The organism is Streptomyces sp. 2A115 (assembly GCF_052245575.1).
In the GTDB taxonomy this organism is placed as follows: Bacteria; Actinomycetota; Actinomycetes; order Streptomycetales; family Streptomycetaceae; genus Streptomyces.
The window spans coordinates 62,322-80,353 of sequence record NZ_JBQQCG010000041.1; the positions used below are offsets into that span (position 1 = coordinate 62,322).

General features: G+C 69.7%; 13 protein-coding genes and 1 pseudogene. 8 read left to right on the top strand and 6 right to left on the bottom strand.

Translation table 11 applies throughout. From position 1 onward, the window contains the following. Nucleotides 1-154: 154 nt before the first annotated feature. The 6 genes from ACTWQR_RS30790 (at nucleotide 155) to ACTWQR_RS30815 (ending at nucleotide 7,038) form a co-directional block, all read left to right on the top strand. Nucleotides 155-916: an electron transfer flavoprotein subunit beta/FixA family protein gene (locus tag ACTWQR_RS30790; RefSeq protein WP_443230503.1), complete on the top strand. Its 762-nt coding sequence runs from the start codon at nucleotides 155-157 to the stop codon at nucleotides 914-916. Nucleotides 917-943: 27 nt separating this feature from the next. Further along, a complete protein-coding gene (locus ACTWQR_RS30795; protein WP_443230477.1) occupies nucleotides 944-1,906 on the top strand; it encodes an electron transfer flavoprotein subunit alpha/FixB family protein in 963 nt (320 codons plus the stop codon). A gap of 84 nt (nucleotides 1,907-1,990) precedes the next feature. Next, nucleotides 1,991-3,070 carry an amidohydrolase family protein gene (locus ACTWQR_RS30800; RefSeq protein WP_443230478.1) on the top strand — a complete coding sequence of 360 codons (1,080 nt, stop codon included), beginning with the start codon at nucleotides 1,991-1,993 and terminating at the stop codon, nucleotides 3,068-3,070. 23 nt (nucleotides 3,071-3,093) lie between these two features. Next, nucleotides 3,094-5,514 (top strand): bifunctional acetate--CoA ligase family protein/GNAT family N-acetyltransferase, encoded by a 2,421-nt coding sequence (locus tag ACTWQR_RS30805; protein WP_443230479.1) that lies wholly within the window; start codon nucleotides 3,094-3,096, stop codon nucleotides 5,512-5,514. After that, entirely contained in the window at nucleotides 5,511-6,485 is a 975-nt protein-coding gene (locus ACTWQR_RS30810) for an LLM class flavin-dependent oxidoreductase (RefSeq protein WP_443230480.1), read from the top strand. The genes ACTWQR_RS30805 and ACTWQR_RS30810 overlap by 4 nt, the downstream gene beginning before the upstream one ends. 31 nt (nucleotides 6,486-6,516) lie before the next feature. Then, a complete protein-coding gene (locus ACTWQR_RS30815) occupies nucleotides 6,517-7,038 on the top strand; it encodes a PaaI family thioesterase (protein ID WP_443230481.1) in 522 nt (173 codons plus the stop codon). Nucleotides 7,039-7,057: 19 nt separating this feature from the next. Here ACTWQR_RS30815 and ACTWQR_RS30820 read toward each other — a convergent pair whose 3' ends face one another. After that, nucleotides 7,058-8,239 carry an acyl-CoA dehydrogenase family protein gene (locus ACTWQR_RS30820; RefSeq protein WP_443230482.1) on the bottom strand — a complete coding sequence of 394 codons (1,182 nt, stop codon included), beginning with the start codon at nucleotides 8,237-8,239 and terminating at the stop codon, nucleotides 7,058-7,060. A gap of 202 nt (nucleotides 8,240-8,441) precedes the next feature. Here ACTWQR_RS30820 and ACTWQR_RS30825 point away from each other — a divergent pair. Both ACTWQR_RS30825 and ACTWQR_RS30830 read left to right on the top strand, forming a co-directional pair. After that, nucleotides 8,442-8,528 (top strand): annotated as a pseudogene (locus ACTWQR_RS30825) (transposase); the annotation flags it as partial. A gap of 501 nt (nucleotides 8,529-9,029) precedes the next feature. Further along, the gene (locus ACTWQR_RS30830) at nucleotides 9,030-10,181 is read left to right on the top strand and encodes a site-specific integrase (protein ID WP_443230483.1); all 1,152 of its coding nucleotides are present in this window, start codon (nucleotides 9,030-9,032) and stop codon (nucleotides 10,179-10,181) included. A gap of 1,362 nt (nucleotides 10,182-11,543) precedes the next feature. Here ACTWQR_RS30830 and ACTWQR_RS30835 read toward each other — a convergent pair. The 5 genes from ACTWQR_RS30835 to ACTWQR_RS30855 form a co-directional block, all read right to left on the bottom strand. Continuing rightward, on the bottom strand, nucleotides 11,544-12,146 hold the full coding sequence (locus ACTWQR_RS30835) for a transposase (protein ID WP_443230484.1): 603 nt from the start codon (nucleotides 12,144-12,146) through the stop codon (nucleotides 11,544-11,546). Between the two features lie 65 nt (nucleotides 12,147-12,211). Next, nucleotides 12,212-12,772: a hypothetical protein gene (locus ACTWQR_RS30840; protein ID WP_443230485.1), complete on the bottom strand. Its 561-nt coding sequence runs from the start codon at nucleotides 12,770-12,772 to the stop codon at nucleotides 12,212-12,214. A gap of 120 nt (nucleotides 12,773-12,892) precedes the next feature. Then, on the bottom strand, nucleotides 12,893-13,228 hold the full coding sequence (locus ACTWQR_RS30845) for a hypothetical protein (protein WP_443230486.1): 336 nt from the start codon (nucleotides 13,226-13,228) through the stop codon (nucleotides 12,893-12,895). A 126-nt stretch (nucleotides 13,229-13,354) separates the two neighbouring features. After that, entirely contained in the window at nucleotides 13,355-15,220 is a 1,866-nt protein-coding gene (locus tag ACTWQR_RS30850; RefSeq protein ID WP_443230487.1) for an SNF2-related protein, read from the bottom strand. Beyond that, nucleotides 15,217-17,577, bottom strand: a complete 2,361-nt coding sequence (locus ACTWQR_RS30855; RefSeq protein ID WP_443230488.1) for a hypothetical protein — start codon at nucleotides 17,575-17,577, stop codon at nucleotides 15,217-15,219. The genes ACTWQR_RS30850 and ACTWQR_RS30855 overlap by 4 nt, the downstream gene beginning before the upstream one ends. Nucleotides 17,578-18,032: the final 455 nt, after the last annotated feature.

Below are 18,032 nucleotides of genomic sequence, written 5' to 3' on the forward strand. Positions count from 1 at the left end.
CTCGCGGCTAGTGCCCAGATCTTCCAGCTATCAGCGCAATCAGTCAACCAATTCGACGGATTCGAAGCGAGGCCTCGCATTCCGTCGATCGATATAGTTAACTATTAGCACTCATTCAACCTACAAGAGGGTCGCCGTGAAGATCGTTGTCTGCGTGAAGCACGTCCCCGACGCCAGGGCGGACCGCACCTTCACCGAGGCCGGCACCACCGACCGCGCGTCGGTCGACTCACTGCTGTCCGAACTCGACGAGTACGCCGTCGAGCAGGCCCTGCGGATCGCCGAGTCGGACGTCGAGGCCGAAATCAGCTATCTCACCGTCGGACCCGACGACGCGCGCGACGCCCTGCGCAAGGCGCTGGCCATGGGCGGCGACTCGGCTGTCCACGTGAGTGACGAGGACATCGAGGGCAGCGACGCCTTCGGTACGTCACTCGTCCTGGCCAGGGCGATCGAGCGGCACGGCTTCGATCTCGTCCTGTGCGGGATGGCCTCGACGGACGGCACCATGGGCGTCGTACCGGCGCTGCTGGCGGAGCGGCTCGGCGTTCCGGCCGTCACCCACCTCGAAGAACTGGCGGTCGAGGATGGCACGGTGACGGGCCGCCGCGACGGCGACGGCGCGACACTACGTATCCAGGGCACCCTGCCGGCCGTCGTCTCGGTGACCGACCACTCCGGCGACGCCCGCTACCCCTCCTTCAAGGGGATCATGGCCGCGAAGAAGAAGCCGCTGGAGACCCTCGACCTCGCCGACCTCGGGGTCGAGCCCGCGCAGGTCGGCCCGGTCGGCGCGCGATCGGCCGTGGACACCGCGACCAGGCGCCCGCCGCGCACCAAGGGGGAGATCGTCGCCGACGAGGGGACGGGCGGCGCCGGACTGGCCTCGTTCCTCACCACCAAGAAGTTCATCTGACCGCCGTGCCGAAGGAGTTGCATCACCGTGGCCGAGATCCTCGTCCTCGTCGACCACGTCGACGGTGTCGTACGCAAGCCGACCCTCGAACTGCTCACCCTGGCCCGCCGGTTGGGCGAGCCCTCGGCCGTCTTCCTTGGGCCGGGCGCGGACGCCGCGACCGAGGCCCTCGGCCGGTACGGCGCACAGAAGATCTACGTCGTGGACTCCCCCGAGATCGACGAGTACCTCGTCACCCCGGCCGTCGACGCCCTTACGCAGATCGCCGAGGGTGCCGGCCCGGCGGCGATCCTTCTGCCGTCCGGGGCGGACGGCAAGGAGACCGCCGCACGAGTCGCGCTCCGGCTCGGCTCCGGGCTCATCACCGATGCCGTCGACATCACCGCGGGGCCGGACGGCCCGGTCACCGAGCAGTCGGTGTTCGCGGCGACATACCAGGTCACGGCGCATGTCACCCAGGGCGTTCCGGTGATCACGGTCAAGCCGAACGCCACCGCACCCGAGCCCGCCCCCGCCGACCCCGTCATCGAGAAGCAGGACATCACCTTCGGCCCGGCTTCCGCCGCCGTCAGGGTCCTGTCCCGCACATCCCGGGAGCGCGGCGACCGGCCCGAGCTGACGGAGGCCGACATCGTGGTCTCCGGCGGTCGCGGCGTGAACGGTGCCGAGAACTTCACCCTCATCGAGCGGGTCGCCGACGCGCTCGGCGCGGCCGTCGGGGCGTCCCGTGCGGCCGTGGACGCGGGCTGGTACCCGCACAGTCATCAGGTCGGCCAGACAGGGACCCAGGTCTCCCCGCAGCTCTACCTCGCCGCCGGCATTTCCGGCGCGATCCAGCACCGGGCGGGCATGCAGACGTCGAAAACCATCGTCGCCGTCAACAAGGACGCCGACGCCCCGATCTTCGAGCTCGCCGACCACGGCGTCGTCGGGGATCTCTTCGAGGTGCTGCCGCAGCTGGTGGACGAGATCGAGCGGCGCCGGAGCTGATCTCGCACCGTCCGGCCTTCCCTTCCGTCGCCCAATACAACTAAAATCGCTAACTGATTACATCCATTGATCCGAAGGAGTGTCATGACGAAGATCTGGGTCAACTCCGGGGACTCCCATGTGATGGAACCCGCCGACGTGTGGACCGAGAGGCTGCCCGCGCGGCTCGGCGCCAGGGCGCCGCGCAGCGAGCGTGGCGACAAGTACGAGATGCTCTACATCGACGGCGAACGCATCGACCGCCAGCTCGGCGACTTCATGGACGCCATGCGCCCGCCGGGCGCCTGGGATCTGAAGGTCCGGCTCAAGGATCTCGACCAGGAAGGTGTGTGGGGCCAACTGGCCTTCCCCTCCATGGGGTTCTGGCTCGTTTCGATCACCGATCGCGAGCTCGCCCGGGAGACCGTACGGGCGTGGAACGACTGGGCACACGACGAGATCCTCCGCAAGAACAAGCGCGTCATCACCACCGCCTGCGTCTCGACGGCCGACATCGAGGACGCGGTCGCCGAGGTCGAGCGGGTGGCGGAGCTGGGCTTCCAGGCGGTCTTCCTGCCGTGCTCGACACGACCGGGTGAGGAGTACGCCCTCGAACGCTGGGAGCCGCTGTGGACGGCGGTCGAGCGGGCAGGTCTGGTGGTCGGCTTCCACATCGGCACGGGCGCGCAGAACGTCGTCTTCCGCGGGCCCGGCGGCGCGGTCGTCAACTACATGGAGACGACCTACCCGGGCATGCGGGTGGTGTCCCACATGGTCGCGGGCGGCGCCCTGGACCGCCATCCCGACCTGAAGATCCTCATCGCGGAGGGCGGCGCCGGCTGGGTGCCGATCATCGGCGACCGGATGGACGAGGCGTACCGCCAGCACGGCATATTCGTCCGGCCCAAGCTGAGCCGGCTGCCCAGCGAGATCGTCAGGCAGCAGGTGTACGCCTCTTTCCAGCACGACAGGAGCTCGGTGGAGATCGTCGAGTCGACCGGCTACCGCAATGTGATGTGGGGCGACGACTACCCCCACCTGGAAGGCACCTACGGTCACACCCAGTCCACGCTCCACGAGCTGTTCGACGGCGTGCCGGACGACGTCCGTGAGCGCGTCACGCGCGGCACCTTCAACGAGCTCTTCCGCCTGCCGGAGCAGACTCCCCAGGAGGCGGCCGTCTGAGCGGCGCCGACGGCGGAACACCGGTGACCACTCCCCCGTACCCCGAGGACCTGGAACGGCCCGGACTCGTCAGGACCGGGCGGTCGACCTTCGTCCGCCCCATCCGGCCACAGGACGCCGACCGTCTGGTCGCCTTCGTCGGCAGCCTGTCCCGGGCCACCCTGGCCTACCGCTCCCTCGGCCCGGTGGTCCGCGCCCGCGACGACGTCATCCGGCGCGGCGCCCACGTGGACTACCTCAACGAGCTGGCGCTCGTCGCCCTGGCCGGCGACGAGATCGCCGGCTTGGTGCGCTACGTCCGCGACCCCGAGGAACCGGAACACGCCGAGGTCACGTTCACCATCCGGGACGACCACCAGAGCGAGGGGTTCGGCAGGCTGCTCCTGGAGCACATCGCCGCCGCCGCACGCGCGCGGGGTATCCGGGTGCTGAAGGCCGACGTCCTCGCGGACAACACCCGGATGATCAACGTGTTCCTCGGCTCCGGCTACCGGATCGAGGCCGGTCCGCCGGGCCAGATCATCCACTTCGAGATCGCCATCGACCCGCAGGCCCAGGCCGTGGCCCGGGCCGAGCGCCGCGAGCACACGGCCGTACGACGCTCCCTGCGGCCGCTGCTAGAACCGCGGTCGGTCGCCGTCATCGGCGCCAATCGCACCCCCCTGACGATCGGTCACGAGATCGTCGCCAACCTGCTGCGAGGCGGCTTCGGCGGCAGCGTGTTCCCCATCAACCCGCGGGCCGAGCAGATCGCGGGGGCGCGGGCGTACCCCAGTGTCCGGGACCTTCCCGAGCCGCCGGATCTGGCGCTGGTCGCCGTGCGGGCCGAGGCTGTGCCCGATGTCGTACGGGAGTGTGCGGACGTCGGCGTCAAGGCGGTGGTCGTCGTCTCGACCGGTTTCGGTGAGACAGGAGTCGAAGGGCGTGCGGCCGAGCTGGAGCTGGCCCGTTTCGCCCGTGCCTCCGGCATGCGGCTGGTGGGCCCGAACTGCATGGGCGTGGTCAACACGACGCCCGCGGCGCGGCTGGCCGCGACCTTCTCGCCCGCTCTGCCGACGCCCGGCCGGGTGGCGATGTCCAGCCAGTCCGGGCCGCTCGGGCTGGCGGTGCTCGACTTCGCCCGGCGGCTGCGGCTCGGCTTCTCCGGCTTCGTGTCGGTGGGCCACGCCGTGGACGTGTCGACCAACGACCTGCTCCAGTGGTGGGAGGAGGACCCGGGGACCTCGGTGATCCTGCTGCACGTCGAGACCTTCGGCAATCCACGCCGGTTCGCCCGCGTCGCCCGCCGCATCGCGCCGCGCAAACCGATCGTCGCGGTCCACCCGGGTCATGCGGACTCGGCCGTGAGCTCGCTGTTCGCCCAGTCCGGCGTGATCCGCACCCGCAGTCTCCAAGAGCTGTTCGACGTCGCCCTGCTGCTCGCCCACCAGCCTCCCCCGCCCGGCAACCGGGTCGCCGTGATCACCAACGCGGGCGGCCCTGCGGCACTGACGGTCGGAGCGTGCGCGGCGAGCGGCCTGTGCGTGCCCGCGCTCGGTGAGCGCACCCGGCAGACGCTCCGTTCAGCCCTCGCGTCCCATGCGGACGTCTCCAACCCGATCGACCTGACGCCCACCGCCACGGCCGCCCACTACCGGCAGGCGCTGGACGCCGTCCTGGCGGACGATGACATCGACGCGGCCGTCGTCCTGTTCATGCCGCCGCTGGCGGACAAGCCCGACGAGGTGGCGTCGGCGATCCTCGACGCGGCCGCGACCCGACCCGACAAACCCGTGCTGGCCAGTTTCCTGGGCGGCGCGGGCGTCGCCGATCTCCTGCACCGAGGCGACCTGGTGGTACCGACGTACACGTTCCCCGAGGCGGCGGCCACCTCGCTCGGACACGCGGCGGCCTACCAGGCCTGGCGCAGCACCCCCGCGGGCGTCGTACCGGACCTCCCGGGAATCGACGCCGAGCGCGCCCGGTCGCTGATCGCCTCCTCCGCTGCCGGCCCGGTCCCCGCAGCGGTCGCCGCCGAGCTGCTCGCCTCGTACGGAATCGCCGTACGCGACAGCGAACCGGGCCCCGGGCTGGACGCGTTCGTCACCGTCCGCGCCGACCCGGTCTTCGGCCCGGTGGTCGCCTTCGGCCTCACCGGGGACTACGCCGACCTCATGGAGGATGTCGCACACCGCGTCACCCCCCTCAGCGACCGCGACGCCCGCGAGATGGTCCGCTCACTGAGGGCGGCCCCGCTGCTGGACGGCCGGGCGGGCGGCCCCGGCGTGGACCTGGCTGCGCTTGAGGAGACCGTCCTGCGGATCTCGGCGATGGTCGAGGACCTCCCCGAGATCGAGGCACTGGAACTGCGCCCGGTACGGCTGCTGCCGCCCGGGGACGGAGCGGCCGTCGCCCACGCGACGATGCGACTGGCCGACAACACAAAGGGAGGTGGCCGCTCATGAGAGTCGGCATCTACTTCGACCTGCGCAATCCCCCGCCCTGGCGGCAGAGTTGGTCCCGGGTCTACGGGTTCGCCCTGGAGATGTGCGAGGAGGCGGACCGCCTCGGCCTCGACTCGGTCTGGTTCTCCGAGCACCACGGCTTCGAGGACGGCTATCTCCCCCAGCCGCTCACCATGGCAGCAGCGGCCGCCGCCCGCACCCGCCGGGTCCGCCTGGGCACCGCGGTCATCCCCGCACCGCTGCACGCGGCCCCCGAGATCGCCGAACAGGCCGCGATCGTGGACATCATCAGCGACGGCCGCCTGGACCTCGGGCTCGGCACCGGCTACCGGGTGCCCGAGTACCGGCTGTACGGAGCCGACCTCGCCAAGCGGTATACCACGACCGACCAACGCGTACGGGAGATCCGCGGCCTGTGGGCCGAATCCCTGGTCACCCCCGGCCCGGTCCAGGATCCGCTGCCGATCTGGCTCGGCTACCAGGGCCCGCAGGGCGCCCGGCGGGCCGGCCGGCTCGGCACGGGGCTGCTGTCGCTCAACCCGGCACTGCTGACGCCGTACCGGGAAGGGCTCGCGGAGAGCGGGTACGACGTCTCGGCGGCCCGTATGCAGGGCTCGTTCACCACGTTCGTCACCGAGGACCCGGAGGCCGACTGGCCGGTCGTCGGGAAGCACCTCTCGTACCAGTGGGACAGCTACCGCCGGTACATGGTGGAGGGAACCGACCAGCCGGCCCCCCGCCCCATCGACCCCGAGAAGTGGCGGGAGACGGGGCTGAGCGCGACCGGTGTCGGACAGTTCCTGTACGGCACACCGCAGGAGACCGCTGATGCCGTCAAGGCGTACGTGGCAGGCTTGCCGGTCGAAGGCGTGTTCCTGTGGGCCTCGCTGGCCGGAATGCCCGAGGAGACGGTGGCCCGCCAGGTCCAGCTCATCGCCGGGAAGCTGCGCCCGCTGCTTGCCGATGTCTGACACTCCGATGCCCGACAAGAGGAGTCACACCATGTCCACGACGTCACCGACGGGGCCCTGGGCGGGTGCGGACTTCCAGGAGCCGCCCCGAACCCCTGGCGGGGTGGCCCTGTGCGGGGCGTGCCGCGCCGCTGGTTCCTGCCGACTGGGAGTGGAGCACGAGCGGCTCGACGAGGACGGGACGGCGTGGTTCGAGCTGTCCTGCCCGCGTGACCAGGAGGGTGGGCCCGATGTCGCGCACGGCGGCTGGACCGCGGCCGTCCTGGACGACTGTCTCGGCCATCTGCCGCTGCTCCACCGGGTGTTGAGCGTGACGGCGGAACTGACCGTGAGCTTCGTGAAGCCGGTGCCGGTTCAGCGGCCGCTGGAGGTCCGGGCCTGGGTGGAGAAGCGGGAGGGCAGGCGCTGGTACATCGCGGGCGAGATGGTGCTGCTGCCGACGCGGGCCGTGCTGGCCCGGGCCTCCGGGATCTGGGTGACCCGGGACCAGGGCCACTTCGCACGGCACAAGGAGTGGCTGGCTGATCAGGACGGCGGAGCTCACAAGGAATGACCGGCCGGGACGGCGAGGCTCAGTAGGACCGCAGCCCCATGCTGCGGGCGATGCCGTTGCGCTGGATCTGACTCGTGCCCCCGGAGATCGTGGCCACGATCGACTCCCGGTAGCGGAAGCTCATCACGCTCTCCGTCGAGAAGCCGTGCCCCGCGCAGACCTGCATCCCGAGCCGGGCGGCCGCCACGTACGTCTCCGAACCCTTCAGTTTCGCCATCGACCCTTCCCGAGTGCACGGCTTGCCCTGGGCGAGCAGCCAGGCGGCCCGGTAGGCGAGCAGCCGGGCGGAGTCGATCTCGGTCTGCAGGTCGGCCATGGCGTGGGCGAGCGCCTGGAAGGTGCCGACCGGGCGGCCGAAGGCGTGCCGGGTGCGGGCGTATTCGAGCATCTCGTCGAGAGTGGCCTGAGCAGCGCCCAGATAGCCCCCGCTGATGATCACCTTCTCCAGCTCGATGTTGGAGAGCATCACCTTCCAGCCCTCGTCGCGCGGGCCGACGAGGTTCTCCTTCGCCACCAGGGCGTCGTTGAAGAAGACCTCGTTGGTGCCCAGGATGTGCCGGGCCAGCGTCGGCGTCCGGCGCACCTCGACGCCCTCGGTCGCGGGATCGACGAGCAGCAGGCTGATGCCGCCGTGCTTGGGCTCGCGGGGCCCCGTCCGCACGTACGTGGCAATGGTCGTGTCTGGCAGGCCGCCACCCGTGCACCACGCCTTCTGGCCGCGGACCAGGAAGTTGTCCCCGTGGTCCTCGGCGGTGGTGCGCAGCGCCGCGGCGTCGGACCCGCTGTCCGGCTCACTGAGGCCGACGGCGAGCCGGTGGCGGCCCGTCATCACCTGCTCGCGGATGAAGTCGCGCTGCGCCTCGTTGCCCCACCGGAACACCGTGATTCCGGGGATGAGCACCCCGATGTAGCACATGGCGACGTCGAAACTGGCCCGCCCGAGCTCCTCGGCGATCAGGATGAGTTCGAGCGGCCCGCCGCCGTCACCGCCCTCGTCCTCGGCGAACGGGAGCGAGAACCACCCGAGGTCGGCCATCCCCCGAAACAGCTCGGGCGGTACGACGCCCTCCTCGTCCCACTGCTTGGCCTTCTCGGCCGGGCACACGTCGGCGACGAACTGCCGTGCCGTCGCGCGCAACAGGTCCTGTTCGTCGGTCAGCCCGAAGTCCACGGCCGCTCCTCGCCAGACTAGAGTATTCATCTATCTAATTATTCTATGTTAGCGGATAGGGCGGCAGTGGCAACGGCTTCTCGGCCTCGCCCGTGAGCGCCGGGCCGCGTGGGCCCTGGTCACGGTCTACCGGGCCCGCGCGAAGGCAGCAGAAGCACACCTCCGAGCAGCCGAAGCTGCCGACGAGTTCGCCCCGTTCGGTGCCCCCGAAGACCGCGCCGTGACGGTGCTCGGCCTCCTCATCATCGACGACACCGGCTTCGTCAAGAAGGGCACCACCTCCGCCGGTGTGCAGCGCCAGTACTCCGGCACCGCCGGGGCCTGTAATTGAATAACTGTCAGCGACGGGGTTCGGTAGGAGTCGCCCGGGTGTGTAACTGTTCCAACATGCGGGCTGCCGATCCGGGTAAAGGCGAGACGACGACCTGGTGCTCCCCGCACCCGCGGGGATGGTCTCCCGCCGGGATGTCGACGAGGGTGGCGGCCCGGATCTACTGCCTGCACCCGCGGGGATGACCACCGCCCGTCCCGGCTGATCCCGCGAGGCCCGACCGCGGCCGCTCAATCCAAGATCCGGACCATACACGGACCAAGGTAGGCCAGCGTCCCCTCACGTCTCGCATTTGCGCTGTTCAAGGCCACGTGCACCGTGTAACACCAGCAGACCAAGAACCTGCTGGTACTCAATGGTGGACAGCTCCCGGGGTGGGAGACTCCACTGTTCCCAAGCTGCCGCACTTGGCGCGCGGCCAAGGGAAACGCCCTGGTCGCGGCAGGCAGGGCGGGCGTGGTGGTCGCATGCGGTCGCACGAGACTGGAGGTGTCGGCCCTTCCCTCCGCGCCCTGGAGGCGATCTTCATGCGCACCACCACCGACCGCGGCCGCGTCTACCGCAGGTGCGGCTGCCGGGACACCCACCGCCGCCAGCTCGGGGCGCGCTGCCCGCGCCTGCGCACCGACAATCACCACGGGACGTGGACCTTCGCGGTCGACATCCCCGCTCCCGACCACCGCCGGACGACCGTCCGGCGCGGGGGGGTTCACCAGCCACAACGACGCCGAGGCCGCGCTCCGAACGTTCCTGGAGGGCGAAGCCGGCGGATTCAACGCCGACCCGAACCAGACCGTCGCCGACTACCTGCACACCTGGCTGGCGGCCAAGGCGCTGGTGCTCAAGCCGACCACCATGGCCCGCTACCGGGACTACGTGCACAACGATCTCGTCCCCGCCCTCGGCAGCCTGAAGCTGGACGAGCTCAGGCACCGGCACATCAGCGCCTTCGTCACCCGCGAGCTCGCCGCCGGCCGCGGCCGCACCACCCTCTACCGCTGCCTGGCCACCCTCTCCAGCGCCCTGGGCGACGCGGTCCGCCAGCACCGCCTCGCCCACAGCCCCGCAAGCCCACCGGCCCTGCGCCGACCACCCGCGCCGGAACGCCAGATCTGGACCGCCGACCAGGCGGTGCGCTTCCTGCGGCACTGCCACCGCACCGACCCGGACCTGGCCGACCTGTTCGAGTTCCTCATCGGAACCGGCCTGCGCAAGGGCGAGGCCCTCGGCCTGCACTGGGACGACGTCCACCTCACCGAACGGGTGCTGTACGTGCGCTGCACACTCTCCGCCAACGACAACAACCGGCTCGTCATCACTACGCCGAAGACCCGCTCCAGTAGGAACTGGGTCGCGATCTCGCCGCGCGTCGCCGCCGCCCTCCGCCACCGGGCCCGCGCCAGCACCCACACGTCCCCCGGCGGTCCGTTCGCCGGGCTGGTATTCTGCCGGCCCGACGGCCGGCCCCTGCGGCCCAGAACCGTCCTGGACCGGCTCCGGCAGCTCTCCGACGAGGCCGGTGTCCCCCGGGTGGTTGAACCAGGCGACCCGTTCCGCAGTGGCCAGCATGACCTCAGCGAGTTCCTTCCGTGCTCAGCGCGAAGCTGTTTGCCAAGGCGGTCACCGCGGCGAACCAGCTGATCGGACCTGTCGGCGCTCAGCACCATCGAGTGCGCGAGCGCCAGGCCACCTTCGATCTCGAACAGGCCGACGCCTGCAAGCCGACACGGCCCACGGCGACCGAGACCCATTGAAGACGGTTGCGCAGCAGGCGCGTTGGCGTCCGGAGCGCCCGCGAGGTCATCGAGTCCGGTCAACGACCGGGCCGCCGCGGGCGGGTGATCGAGCGGGCCATCCCCTGACTGTCCGGCTAGCGTCGGCTGAACTATCGCTACGAGCGCCATCCCCCTAACTACTTGGCCTTCTCGGACTGCCGCGGCCCCCTGCTGCTGCAAGCAGCCCATCCGCCTCGCCACACAGGAAATGGTCCAAGGAACCCCCGAGGATGGCACTGCGAGTAACCCGACGCGGGTTCAAAACGCCCAGCCCGCCACCATGCCCGAGCTGCACCGGAGGGTTGCAGATGTCGAGCAATTGCCTTCGCTCGCCGCCACTGCGTACGAGGAAGGCCAGCATCCCGGACTGCGCAAGAAAGTGCCACGCCACGTGACATCAGGAACCCGGTCGGAGTCATACGGATCGACCGGGACGATCACAGCGCTGAGGCGGCCCGCACCAATCGCGGTCGGCATCTGTCGCCGACTCTCCGGTCGGTGTCCGGACGGCATCTGACGAGCCGGCTTGGGGATCAGTCTGTGTTCAGCCCCCTGGCCGATCGGTGCCTTGTCCGCAGCCGCGTGACGACAGCAGCCCGGCTCGGCGGCACGCGCCTCAAGGGTTCGACCGAGTCGAGTTACCGCCCCCCGCCACTTCGATCAGTCCGGCGAACATCCCCACTCCTCCATGCGGTGCGTAGACACCCCCAAAAGGCCGGAGTTCGGAGCCGTTTTGGACAACCCGCTGGCAACTTCTTTCAGGCCACAAGCACGTTCACGGGCGGAACACGGACCATCTCCGGCTTCATTGAGCGAAACGGTTGCTAGAACCCCACCCAGGCGGCCGCATTCCTGAGGCAAGCCCAGTGGTCCGTACCCGCCGTCAACGACCCTGCCTGGCCCGAACCAGACCAAACCCCCGTCAGGTCCTCCCGGCGTCGGGCCGTCGCGATCGTTCTCGCCGCCGCAGCAATCGTCGGCGCGGGTATGGGCAGCCTGCTCGCCTTCCGTGGCGACGGCGCCGTGGGCAGCGCCGCAACTGCACTGCCCACGGCGCGCCGGTGCCGAGGCCTCCGGCATCGAGACCGATGGATCCGCCCGCGCCGTGCCGGACGGCGACGACGTCACGGGCGCAGGACATCGATCCTCGTGCGGGCGGGGGGCCGACGCGCTGGTCGGGTGCTCCCCGTCCCTACGGACCCACTGGCCGGGGTGGCCGATCCAGGCTTCACCCGAGCGGACGACGAAACAGCTGGCACAGGCCAGCGGCATGACCCCCCGAGGACAGGGTCATCGCCGCGCTAGTGACGCGCCCAAGTAGCTCGTTGGGAACCAGGACGGTTGTGTAGGTGATGATCACGGCGTTCCACAACGTTCCGATGAACGCGCAGGCAGCACCGATGGCAGCCATCTGCGCGGGACTCGATGTAAGTGCGAAGAGAGGCAGAAGCGCAACCCAGGTACAAGGACGTCTGCGGGGTCGGCCAGGCCGTCGCGCGACAGGCGGAATGCCGTCGACCAAGGCGAGAGTCTGGGTGACGTCAATGACGTTCGCCGCAGTGGTGATGACCTTGAGCGGGGTGCCGCGTCCGTCGCAGATCAGATGGTGTTTGCTGCCCGTCTTGCGCCGGTCGGCCGGCGACGGACCGGTGTTGAATCCGAACCGGGCCAGTTGCCGCAGGTGACAGCTGGTCGCGCCGCGGTCCTCACCGAACTCGGCGGCCAGGCCAGCAGAGGTGTTACGGGCTCTTACGGCCTCCGTGCGGGACGTATGTGCTCCTTGGTCGGCGCACAGGTTCAGACGAAGCCCGCTTCCGCATACGGCAACCACCGGACCGAGTGATCAAGTTCGACGCACATTCGACACCGGCCGCTAAAAGATTGAGTCAAGGCCCATCATCTGACGCTATCATTACATTGCTCCGCCGGCTTTTCTTCAGTATCCAGAATTACTAGCGAAACATCCGTATCCGGGAACTTCTTGCTGCGCTTCAGGAAGTCAAGCGTGCGCTTCCACTGCACCCCGTCTCGATCTAAAAATGCCATCGCCGGGATCGAGAATGTCTCCTTATTCGTATCCCCAATGGCACTCGCCTTCACCACAACTTCAGTGCACGGCGCCAGAGTCGACCACACAAGCCTGGAAGAATTACCCTTCTGACCCTTATCCGGAAGCACCAGCACCTTGACCTGAGAAACCGGGTCGGGTGAACGGTTCACAATGTGCAAACGCCATTCAAGCGGGACACCGACGTCGTCAACCCAGTAGGAAATACGCGATGCCTGCCCGCGGGCCTCACGCTCAGCATCCTGTCGCGATTGATCAAGCTGTTCCGCTGAAACCCTCGCCCCATAATAAGTAGCAATACCAGTGAACAGCAACGTCCCGATGCCCGCGACGACACCGACAACCGCGCCACCCGTTGCCCAGTCGATGCGACTCCACCTCGATGGCACACCACCAGCGCTATCACGTACCCGCGCCCGCACCCGATCTGGTGCTGGCCTACGTCGCGCCAACCGGAGCTGGACCTGCCGCTGCCCTCCCGTGCGCCGCACGTGACCTACCTCGCTCCCCTAACCAACGCCGCGGCCCGGACCGTCGGCACCGTGCGTCGCCCACACTAACCGCCCCGAGAATCGAGTAAATTGGCCGCCTGCCACAGCAAACGTTGGCCCGCCGCCGAGTCGGCCGCGGGAACCGGACCAGACACCCCCTCCAGAGCGCACCTCGCCATCGAGGCGCTTCTTCAAAGCCCTCACCTCGGTGCCGAAGTCGGCGAAGTCACCGGCGACGGACAAGGCTCGGTCGGCGACGAGGAACAGCCGCTCCGGGCTGGTGGCATTGGCGTCGGCCAGCCAGAACACCTGGCCCAGCGCGACGGTCGCCTCCAGCGCCGGGTTGGTGAACACGCCCAGGACCGCATTCCTGCGGCACAACCACACCCACTGCGGCGACCAGCTGTACGAGCTGCTGCTCGGCACCGGCATGCGCCGCGGCAAGGCCCTCGACGTCCGCCCGGCGTACCGCCTCGCCTGTCACCATGGCCGCAGCAGTTCGCGCAGCGCATCGATGTCGCCGAGCAGCGCGTCGATGTCGCCGTCTGTCAGGCACGGGTCCGCGACGGGTTGAAGGGCAGGGTCACGCAGCGCTGCGGCCAAGGCGGCGACCTTACGGTTGAGCACCTCGTTGACCCTTTCGTCGATGGTGTCCATGGCGAGCAGCACGGTGCAGGTGGGGTGGACGTCGGCGGGCAGGCCGAGGCGGTGGGTGCGGTCGATGGCCTGGAGCCAGGTGCCGGCGGCGTACCCGCGGTCCAGGTGGACCTGGTCGCTCGCCGCCAGGTGCAGGGAGACCCCCTCGCCCAGGGTCTGCGGGGTCGCGATCAGCGCCCAGCAGTCGTCGTCGTGACGGAAGCGTTCGAGCTGGGCACGACGGTTGGCTCGGCCCGCCGAGTCGTCGAGCGGTGTGGCTCCCGTGATGACGGCCGGACGGTGCCAGGCCAGCGCCGCGGTCAGCGCCTCGATATTGCCAAGGAAGCCCGACCAGACGACGGTCTTGCGGCCCCGGGCACGGTACTCGGCCACGAGCTGGGCGGCGCGGAGGACCTTGGCCGGGCGGATGTGCCTGACGGGGTCGGCCACCAGAGACGCCAGGTCCGCATGGCCGGGCCCCTCCAATGGCAGCGACCACGGGCGCCCCGGGGCGAAGACGGCGGCCGGGTTGGCCGCGGCGGCGATCAGATTCAGCAGGGCGCGGCCCGCCTGTGCCGCCACCGCCCCCGAGGCGGCTCGCTTGGGCCCGCCGACGTCCTGCGCCCACTGCCGCACCCGATTGGACATGGCGTCGTACAGGGCGCGGTGGGAAGCGTCGAGCGCGATGCGTTCCACCCGTAGCTGCAGCGGCGGGAGTTCGAGGTCGTCCTTGGTGGCGCGGACGTAGGCGCGGTCCCGAAGATGGGCGAGGTCGCCGTGGACGAGTCGATGCCCCTGCCCCGGCCACACCAGGTCGAAGACGGCCTCCAGGTCACGGGGCCGGTTGGGCATCGGAGTGCCGGTCAGGACCATGGCCGCGTCGGCATGGCGGGCGAGCTCCGCGGCCTCCGCACCGCGTCGGGAAGCCGTGCCGGCCTTCGCACGGTGTGCCTCGTCGAACACGGTGAGGACCTTCCGACCGCGGGACCATCCAGCCAGCCCGGCGCGCATCACCGGGTCGCCGAGACGCTCGTAGTTGAGCACCACGACGGTGTCGGTACGCGCGAGGACCTGGGGGCGTACGGCGACGGAGGGCGTCCGATCCGATGCGAAGCAAGCGCGGGCTTCCTCCACCCATGCCTCGAATGCGGACGGCGGCGCGACCACGAGCATGGCATGCGCCGCTCCTTGGGCCCGCAGCGCGGTGAACACGGCATACGCCACGGTGGTTTTGCCCGAGCCCGGCACGGAGAAGTTCGCTCCGCCGCTGGCCGCGACCAGCCGGGCCACGGCCGTGCGTTGGAAAGGACGCAGCAGCCGGACGAACCCCAGGGCCGGGAGGTCGAGTCCGGCCGGCCAGACGGACTGTTCGGCGACGCCTGTGGCGAGCAGCCGGGTCAGTCCGTCGGCCGTGTCGCCGCCAGTCACGCGCAGCCGCTCGGCGGCCGGGGTCCAGCTCCAGTTGGCGGACGCTGCGGGATAACGTCCGAGCAGCCGGGGCAGCGCGTGGGCCCGATCGCGGCGCACTGTGACCGAGGTCTCTGTCACCGCGGTGGCGGGCGTACCGTGCACAGTCGGCCGGAGCAGGGCGGCGACCTCTTGCCACCACCGGTCGGTGACGTGCTCGGGCCGGTGGACGACGGGCCGGCCGTCCTCGTCTACGGCGACTGTGCCCGTGGCGCGGTCGTTCTCGTTCGCTACGGCGGTCACCGGCGGGCCTGCTGCCTGAGGTAGGCCATCACGCCCTGCCGGAGGAAGCGGCGCAAATTCTCGATGGACTCGTCGGTGCTGCCTTCCGCCTCGGGGTCGATGCCGAATTCGTCGATCATGCGGGGCAGATCGGGGTCTTCGGGATCGTATTCCTCCTCTTCAACGCCTGCGCGAACGGCGTCCACCGGGACGTCCGAGAGCACGCTCGCGTGAGCTGCCAGGGCATCGATGTCGTCGACCAGGGCGATGATGGCCTTCGACCACTCTCCGGGGTCCGAGAGCGAGTTGGCTCCGCTCGGATCCCCCTCCGCCGGAGCGTCCGACCACAGCGGGACGGCCACACCGGAGGTAAGGGCAGGTCCACGGTCGGCACCGTCGGTGCGGGGTCCCGGGGCCAGGGCGGCGGAGCCCGTGTAGCCGTCCGCTGCCCGCTCGCCCCGTTCGACGGGCCGACCGTCGGTGCCGACGGCGTTCGCCCACCGCTGCCGCAGCCACTCCTCCAGCATCTCGTCGCCACTGGCCGGGTCGAGCGGGACGAAGGGGGCCTCGACATTGGCTGCGGCGATGATCGCCTCGAGCTGGTCGATGCCCTCGCGCGAGCGGGCCGCGTTCAGGACGACGACGTCCGCCTCCACCTTCATGACACCGCCACGGCCGCCACGGCCAGTCAGGGTCATGGAGGACGGGTAGCGGACCGTGCGAGGGCTGCCGTCGGCGCTCGTACCGACAGCCTTGCGGTAGTCACGCAGGGCGGGGTTCGCCGCGTGGGCGACGAGCGCGAGGATGGCGAGGGCTCGCTGGTGCGCGCCGAGCGGGGCCCGCTGCGCGTGCGCGGCCGCGTCGAGTTCCCGTCGGGCTCCCGCGGCGATCGCCTCGACGTCCCGCTCGATCAGCTCGGTCCAGTTGCCGTCGTGCTGACCGATGTCGCGCAGCTCCGGCTTGCGGAAGGAGCGCGCGATCACCGCAGTGAACTGGCCCATCTCGCCGTCCCCTTCGAGACCCGCGACCAAGCCGGCCAGGGAGGCGGTGGTGGTCGCCGCCTGCAGGGGCGAGTTGGGCACCCTCAGCCTCTTGAGCGTCTCGCGGACCACGCCGTACCGGGTGGCGACCGCCGGGTCGTCCACCACCGTGGAGACCATGACGTGGGTGGTGGCCACGACTCGGCTGCGATAGGGGGTGCGCGCCGGGTCGTCCGCCCAAGGCACCTCTGTGTCGCCGAAGAAGACGTCCCGCTGTTCCTCGGCGAGGTAGTCGCGGCGGACGAGGTCGTTGACGACCGTGCGGGCCTTGAAGGCCTCGTCGTCGGCCTTCCCCCACAGGGTCGGATTCTGTCCCTTGACGTGGAAGCGGGCCATGTCGGCGTAGACCACGTCGTGGTCGCTGTTGCTGCGGTACGGCCGGACGGCGATGCCGATATCCATCCGGGCCGTCATCATGCGCAGAGTGGCTTCCGCCTCCGGCGAGGCACCGTCGAGCCATGCCTGTACCGCGTTACTGGTCCGGCCGGCTGGCCACACGGCGAAGGAAGCGTCCTCGAAGCGCAGTTCCCGGAACGCCGCCTCGATAGTGTCGGGCGTGTGCGGGCGGACGGTCAGGGTGCCATCGCCGTTCTCCCAGTGCAGTGTGGACAGTTCGGCATTCAGGCCCATCAGCTGGCCCATGAAGGACTGAGCGACACTGACCCGCGTCCAGCCGTCGTCCGTCTCAACGAGGTGGCCTCGCTCGTCGTCGGACACGAACATGTCGTATGCGAATCCGCGGACCTCCTCACGGATCCCTTCGAGGGCGAGCGAGTCGGCGAACTCCTTCTCGGCCTCGCCCGCGTATGCGTGCGGGATGCGAACCGTCTTCTGCGCCTCGGTGATGTCGATCAGATGTTGAGCGGAGCGCGCCTGGACACGCAGGCCGGTACCGACCTCGTGGATCAGCGACCGCTGGTACTTCTCGCGCATGATCCTCTGGGCAGAGGCGGCCATGCGCGGCTGCACGGTGGCCGGGCGCACCATAGGGACGCACACCTGAAGCTGGGCAACCGACAGCAGCCCGGCGTGGTTGCGCCGCCACTGCGCCCGACGGACAGCCTCGGCGTTGTCCCGGCTGATCGACACCGCCTCGATGGCCCGGACGAGCCCGGCGGGGGTCTCCTCGGGCGCACGGCCGTGGACCTTGCCATACCACTCCATGACGGCCCTGCCGAGTGCGGTGGGCGGCTCCCCGTCGGAGAGGGCGGGCTCGCCACTCAAAGGCTCGAAGACCGGCGGCAGTAGGGGGAACACACCGTCGAGCGGGACAGCGTCGGAGATCAGGTTCTGATGGCTGAGATTGAGGAACTGGAAGGTGCTCTTACGGGCAACCATGGGTGGCAACCTCCACAGGGTCGACACCCGTCGAAACGCGACGCCTCTATGGCCGTCCCCAGTCGGCGAGCGAGGCGCTGGTGTGTGGCCGCGGGGTGCGGGTACGGGAGGACACGGTGGAGACGGGTGCGTCATCGGTGCACTACACAGGAGCGCGGTGCTCAACTGCATGACGACGCAAGCGCCGCCTCCACAGACCAGTCACCAGAGCTGTCCAGGCGCGTCGCCTACTGCGGCGTGCGAGGGCAGGTGGACTCCCAATGCCGTGGAGCGACCACCTGTCGGAGGTGGTTGCAGGGAGACAATAACGACCGGCGCCCCAACTTGTTTGCAAAATGGAGGAGTTCGAAGCTCTGCGCAATTCATTCCGGCCATGGGACCGAACGAGAACAAGGCGTCGGCAAGACCCGGTATCCGCCCGAGCCCGCACCACCGACACCCGCCTTCCGGCGCGT

Bases quoted from the DNA above. Each gene is read 5' to 3' on its own strand.
- ACTWQR_RS30810 (WP_443230480.1), top strand. From the start codon at position 5,511: ATGAGAGTCGGCATCTACTTCGACCTGCGCAATCCCCCGCCCTGGCGG.
- ACTWQR_RS30855 (WP_443230488.1), bottom strand. From the start codon at position 17,577: ATGGTTGCCCGTAAGAGCACCTTCCAGTTCCTCAATCTCAGCCATCAG.
- ACTWQR_RS30820 (WP_443230482.1), bottom strand. From the start codon at position 8,239: ATGAATACTCTAGTCTGGCGAGGAGCGGCCGTGGACTTCGGGCTGACC.
- ACTWQR_RS30800 (WP_443230478.1), top strand. From the start codon at position 1,991: ATGACGAAGATCTGGGTCAACTCCGGGGACTCCCATGTGATGGAACCC.
- ACTWQR_RS30815 (WP_443230481.1), top strand. From the start codon at position 6,517: ATGTCCACGACGTCACCGACGGGGCCCTGGGCGGGTGCGGACTTCCAG.